The sequence below is a fragment of the Asanoa sp. NPDC050611 genome, from assembly GCF_040654855.1.
GTDB lineage: Bacteria > Actinomycetota > Actinomycetes > Mycobacteriales > Micromonosporaceae > Asanoa.
The window spans coordinates 1-6553 of the sequence record NZ_JBFAIU010000381.1; the positions used below are offsets into that span (position 1 = coordinate 1).

General features: G+C 70.3%; 3 protein-coding genes and 1 pseudogene. 2 read left to right on the top strand and 2 right to left on the bottom strand.

Annotated elements, in window-relative coordinates; translation table 11 throughout:
* Together AB0H87_RS35680 and AB0H87_RS35685 are read right to left on the bottom strand one after the other, a co-directional pair.
* On the bottom strand, positions 1-737 hold a 737-nt coding region (locus AB0H87_RS35680; RefSeq protein ID WP_360156136.1), incomplete at its 3' end, for an SGNH/GDSL hydrolase family protein.
* A gap of 732 nt (positions 738-1469) precedes the next feature.
* Complete coding sequence (locus AB0H87_RS35685) at positions 1470-3455, bottom strand: EAL domain-containing protein (protein ID WP_360156139.1); 1986 nt, start codon at positions 3453-3455, stop codon at positions 1470-1472.
* Between the two features lie 411 nt (positions 3456-3866).
* Between AB0H87_RS35685 and AB0H87_RS35690 the strand changes: the two genes are divergently transcribed.
* Entirely contained in the window at positions 3867-5588 is a 1722-nt protein-coding gene (locus AB0H87_RS35690) for an endo-1,4-beta-xylanase (RefSeq protein WP_360156142.1), read from the top strand.
* Between the two features lie 476 nt (positions 5589-6064).
* Positions 6065-6553 (top strand): annotated as a pseudogene (locus AB0H87_RS35695) (hypothetical protein); the annotation flags it as partial.

Here is a 6553-nt window from a genome sequence, read left to right on the forward strand (position 1 = left end):
TCGCGGGGGCCCCTGTTCGTTTTCCAGTTGAAGCCGGCGGCGTAGCTCACCTGGGCGAGGGCGTTCTGCCCCGCGGCGTTCGGGTGGAAGTAGTCCCAGCCGGACACCTGGCTGAAACTGAACGGGTAGTTGAAGACGGCGTTGTCGTCCCAGTCGCAGTTGGGGCCGTAGGCGGCGCAGGCCTGGGCGAGCTGGGTGTTGAAGTCGGCGACCCGCTGCCGCACCCGGTCCCGCCGGGCGCTGTCGGTGGCCGAGGTGGAGGTCGGGTTGGCCAGCATCGACTTGCAGATGCCGAACAGCGACCAGGCGGTCCGCGCGGTCCCGCTGGTCCGGCCGACCTCCCAGAGCCGCTTGATGTCGGGGATGCTGATGACGGCGACCTTCGCACTCGGCAGCCCACTCTTGAGCGTGGCGAGCGCGGTGTCGATGTAGCCCCGGAACGTCGCGACGGGGGTCATCGCGCTCTCGGAGCTGGTGCAGGCGTCGTTGGCACCGATCAGGATCGTGACGTACTGGGGGTTGCGCCCGACGGTGGCGGTGGCCTGCCCGGGCATGTCGTCGGCCTTGGCGCCCGACGCGGCCTGGTTGTAGTTCTTCCCGTTGATCGCGCTGTTCTTCCCGCGGATCCGCAGGTAGTGGCTGTTGACCCCGGAGTCGGAGCCGGTGCTGAACGACCGCGAGGTGCAGTCGAAGTAGAAGCCGCAGGCGTTGAAGCCACGGGTGATCGAGTCACCCATACTGGCCATCGACGAGGGCGGCGGCCCAGGATCGGCCTGAGCGGGCGAGCCGACCGCGAGAACACCTGCGCTCAACGCCGCAGCGGCGATCACTGCGACCAGCCGGCGATGGGGGGATTTTGAAGGACTCACGCGACCTCCCAAAGGTGCACGAGTTACCGCCGGGTAACGGCGAGTGAACGCACGTTAACTCTTAGTAAGATCGATATCAATGCCTGCGTACGTTGTTTCGCGGTGACCGCAATGACCAGCTTTCCTGGCCCTTCGGTCGCGCTTGTTACGCCACGCCGGGGTGTTTCCGCAGGTCATCGCGCCTTACGGCCGTGTAAGTCGGCTTCGGTTCGCGTCGCGGGCGACCTGTCGTCGCGAGTGGAGCTGGCGGCGTCGTCTGGGCCTTCGGCGCGGGAGCGGGCGGTCTGCCTTTTGACCCTCGGCTCGGGCTTTGGCGGTGTGCGGAGCTTCCGCTTCGCGGCTGGCGTGGGCGGCGGGTTGGCGCGGCGTTGGCGACGTGCGGGTTGGCGTGGGGCGCCCGAAAGGGTGATCACGGCCCGGCCGGGCGTGGCCAGTGGATCGGTCGCCGCTTCGCGGCCGGGTCGGCAGCTGGTGCGGTACCGCAGCGCTGCGGCCGCGCCTGGGGTGCGGCCAGATGACGGCCTCGCGGACACGGCCGGTGCGGAGCCGTGGCCCCAAGCCACCACGGCACCCCGCCGCAGCGCGTCATAGCCAGCGTTGTCAGGCGGGCGTCGGGTGGCGCCCCAGCCACGCGATCACGGCATCACCGGGCATCGCCGGCGCGTAGAGATAGCCCTGGGCCACATCACAACCGGCCTCACCGAGCAGCCGTGCCGTGTACCGGTTCTCCACCCCTTCAGCCACCACCCGCAACCCCAACGCCCGGGCCAGGTCCACCGTGGACCGCACGATGACCGCGTCGTCGGCGTTGTGGGCGATGCCGGCCACGAACGACCGGTCGATCTTGATTTCGCTCAGCGGTAGCCGCCGGAGATGCTGCAGCGACGAGTACCCCGTGCCAAAGTCATCAAGGGAAATCGCGACGCCGGCGGCCGCGATGCGGTCGATGGTCGCGCGGAGCTGGGCCAGGTCCGCCGTCAGCGCGCTCTCGGTGATCTCGACCTGGATCAGCTCGGCCGGCACCCGGTACTCGGCCAGCCGCCGCGTGATCTGGTCGACGATCTCGTCGCCGTGCAGGTCGCGGATGCTGACGTTGAGCGACGTCCGCAGCGAGACGCCGGCCGCGAGCCAGCGGGCCTGCTGCGCGACGACCTCGTCGATCACCCGCTGCGTGATCATGCGCATCACGGGGGTGTGCTCGGCGATCCTGAGCAGGTCGTACGGCGGGATCGGTCCCTGTGTCGGATGCTCCCAGCGCAACAGCGCCTCGAAGCCCACGACGCGGCCGGAGGCCAGGTCGACCTGCGGCTGGTAGTGCAGGGCGACGGTGCCGTCGTCCTTCTCGAGCGCGAGGCGGAAGTCGGTGAGCAGCGCGAGGCGCTCGGGGGAGTTGTGGTCGTCTACCGCCCGGTAGGCCTGGATGGGCCAGCCGCGCTGCTTCGCGAGGTACATGGCGACGTCGGCGTGCCGCATGACGGTCGCGAAGTCGCTGCCGTCCTGCGGCGCGAGCGCGATGCCGATCGAGCCGGTGATGTCCACCTGGAGGCCGTCGAGCACGACCGGGGTCGCCATCGCGTCGGTGATCGACTCGGCGAGGTGGCGGGCGTCGGCCTCCGTGGTGGTCGGCGCGACCACGGCGAACTCGTCGCCGCCGAGGCGGGCCGGGGTGGCGTCGGCGGGCAGGGCCGACCGGAGCCGCTGGCCGACCGCGACGAGCAGACGGTCGCCGACTTCGTGGCCGAGCGCGTCGTTGACGTACTTGAAGCGGTTGAGGTCAAGCAACAGCATCGCGAGGCCGGGAGCACGTTCCGCGTCGTGCCCGTTCGGGCGGAGCCGGGCGAAGGCCGCGGCCAGCCCGCTGCGGTTGGCGAGGTCGGTGAGCGGGTCGCGGCGGGCCAGCAGGTCCCGCTCCGAGGCAAGGCGGGCCATCCGTTCGACCGCGTAGAGCGGCACGAAGACCAGAGGCACGAACGCGATGCTGATGTACGCGGCGACCGCGAGCACCGGCGCGAGCAGCAGCAGGGCGGCGATGAACAGCAGCTCGTAGCTGGGCACCGGGCGGAGCACCTGCGCGTTGGGTCGCCCGCGGGACACGAAACCGGCGGCGGCGCGGAGCACCTGGTAGGTGACCAGCCAGACGGCCGCTGCGCCGACCACGGAGACGGCGTCGCGGGCCGCGTCCGTCGCGTTGATCGTCTTGAGCAGGTCGTCGCTGCCGAGGGCGAGCACGCCGAACGCGGCTGTCGACGCGACCGCGAATTGGGCGGCCATCAGGACGGCGCCGTCGAGCGGGTAGCGCATCCGCCACGCGACCACGGCGGCCGCGACCAGTTGGACCGCGATCGCCGGCCCGAGACCCCAACAGAGCAGGATCGCGAAGGAGAAGCACAACGAGGGACAGATGATCACCGGTCGCCCGCGCCGGCCGGTGGCGATGAAGGCCCGGGCGTCGGCGAGCACCGCCAGCCCGGCGAGCAGCCAGAACCCGGGGCGCTCGATGCCGGCGGCGAACTCGCCGCTGACCATGGTCAGGATGAGCCCGACCGCGACGATGAGACTCAGGATGACGCCGTAGGCAGCGAGCATCGGCCGCTCGTGTCGACACGACGGCCCGTTCTGCTCAAGTTCACCGATCCGGGGGGCCCAGGGCGGTGACACGCCCATCCTGAACATCTCGTTCACCGTAACGAATGATTCTCGGATAAGTCACCATCAGATTGGACTTTTACGACTTAATCCGGATCACAGCCTGGTATCGAAAAGTGTTGACGCTCGATGTGTCCCGGGCCCAATATGGGAGCGCTTCCATTGACGCAGCTTCACGGATGGGCGTTTCTGGCGGGCCCGCGTCCTCCGGGCGGACGCAGTTCCCGCCGCCTCTTGATGTCCGCGCGCAACCTCACCATCGCGCCGATGGGTCGGCGCGGGGCAGGGGAGCCCAAGACTGTCCGTGGAGCGCCGCAGCTCGCACCCCCGTCGTGAGGAGGAACCACCCCCATGATCATCTCTGCCCGCGGCGCCCGGACCGCGCGGACGGCCGTGATCGCCGTTGTCGCGGCGCTCGCGGTCCCGCTGGTCGTGGCGCCACCCGCCACCGCCGATTCGCCGTTGCGCGTGCACGCCGCCGCGCGCGGCAAGTTCATCGGCTACGCGGCCAACACCGGCCCGCTCGCCAACGAGACCGCGTACCGCAACATCGCCGCCTCGGAGTTCAACCAGGTCACCGCCGAGAACGCGATGAAGTGGGAGTCGACCGAGCCGTCGGACGGCAACTACACCTTCGCCGGCGCCGACCAGGTCGTCGCGTTCGCGACGGCGAACAACCAGCAGGTGCACGGGCACACGCTGGTGTGGCACAGCCAGACGCCCGGCTGGGTGCAGGGGCTGTCAGCCAGCGCGATGCGGACGGCGATGCAGGACCACATCGCCACCGTCGTCGGCCGCTACGCCGACAACGCCGCCGTGGTGTCGTGGGACGTCGTCAACGAGGTGTTCGACGACAACGGCAACATGCGCACCAGCTTCTGGTACAACACCCTCGGCACGTCGTACATCGCCGACGCGTTCCGCTACGCCCGCGCCGCCGACAGCAACGCGCGGCTGTGCATCAACGACTACAACGTCGAGGGCATCAACGCCAAGAGCACCGCGATGTACAACCTGGTGCGCCAGCTCCGGGCCGACGGCGTGCCGGTTGACTGTGTGGGGTTCCAGGGTCACCTCGCAATCCAGTACGGCTTCCCGTCGCAGGTCCAACAGAACATGGAGCGCTTCGCCGCGCTCGGGGTGCAGGTGCGCGTCACCGAGCTCGACGTGCGGATGCAGACGCCGCGCGACAGCAGCAAGGACACCACGCAGGCGACGTACTACCGCAACGTCGTGCAGGCCTGCCTCGCCGTGACCGCGTGTGCCGGCATCACGATCTGGGGCTTCACTGACAAGTACTCGTGGGTGCCGGACGTGTTCTCCGGCGAGGGCGCGGCATTGCCATGGGACGCGAACTACGCGGCCAAGCCGGCGTACACCGCGATCCACGACGCGCTCGACGACGGCTCCGGTCCGGGTCCGGACCCGGACACCACCCCGCCGACCACGCCGGGCACGCCCGTCGCCTCGGGGGTGACCTCGTCCGGTGTCTCGTTGTCATGGACAGCCTCCTCGGATGCGGTCGGTGTCACGGGCTACGACGTGCTGCGGGCGACCGGTGCGAGCGGCGGCACGTTCGCGGTGGTCGGCACGCCGACGTCGGCGTCCTTCGTGGACAGTGGGCTGGCGGCGTCGACCACGTACCGGTACCAGGTGCGCGCCCGTGACGCCGCCGGCAACGTCTCGGCTGTGTCGTCGGCCGTGTCGGTCACCACGACGGCGGGCGGTGGCGGCCCCGGCCCGTCGTCGTCGTGCCGGGTGGCGTACACGATCAGCCCCTGGGGCGGGTCCTCGGGCTTCACGGCGGCCGTGACGCTCACCAACACGGGCACCTCCACTCTCTCGGGTTGGACACTGGCGTTCTCGCTGCCGACCGGCCAGCGGATCACGCCACCGGGCTGGTCGGCGACGTGGTCGCAGTCCGGCCAGGCGGTGACGGCGACCCCGCTGTCGTGGAACTCGTCGCTCGCGCCGGGTGGCTCGACGACGATCGGGTTCAACGGCACCCACACCGGTGGGACCGGCGAGCCGACCACCTTCACGGTGGGCGGTTCGTCCTGCACCGTGGTCTGATCCATCCCTGACGCGGTGGGCGGTCTTCGCTGGCGGCGACCGCCCACCGCGCCTTTGCACCTCCCTTCGTGGCCGATCACCCACTCGACACGGCTGTCCCGCGGGTGGCATGTCGCGTGTGTCGTCGGACGTACCCGGGCGAGCGGCCTCCCGCCTTGACGGGCAAGGCGTGGTGACGCGCCGCCGAATGGTCGGTTGCGCACAATTGCGAGGACGTCGGAACTGGTCGTGCACTGGAACGGGGCCGTCTGCAGAACGGGCCGTCCATCGGTGTGATGGCTCGCGAGCCGCCGCCGCTCGCTGGTGCCGGGTGCGCCGCCGGGACCGAACGTACCGACGCTCGTACCCCCGAAGGAAGCCCTGTTTTTCAAGCCAGTGCGCGTTTTCCCGGGCAACTGTGGGTCTCGACATCGAGTCGTTATCCGGCTGGCCGGCCAGGCGATGCAAGTGTCGGTGGGGCGCGCGATGATGTGCCCGTGACTGAACCGAGCGGTGTGATCTTCCCGCCTACCGAGAGCGGCACCGGTGTGACGTCGTCGCTGGGCCGGGCGGTGGTGGCTGACGCGCTGCGCGCGGTCGACCCGATCGGCGCGGCCGCGGCGCAGCGCGAGACCGACTGGCGGCGCGGTTATCTCGTGCACTTCCGGCGGCTGGTCGAGGCCGGCCTGGGCTCCGGCGAGGCGGCTCGGCGGATCGCGACCGACGGGCTGGCCTCGGTCGGCGAGCGCATGCGGTTCCGGAGTCCCGAGGGTGCCGTCGAGCCGCTCACGGCCGCGTTCACCGGCGCGGTCGAGCCGCTGACGACCGCGACCGTCGGCGGTCAAGGGCGGGTCGACAAGGAGCTGACGCTGCCCTACCGGGGTGAGCGACTACGGGGCGACGGGATCAAGCGGCGGCTCGACGTCTGGCTGGCGGCGGGCATCATCGAACCGTCCTGCGCCGAGGCCGTCCGGGCGGTCCAGGCC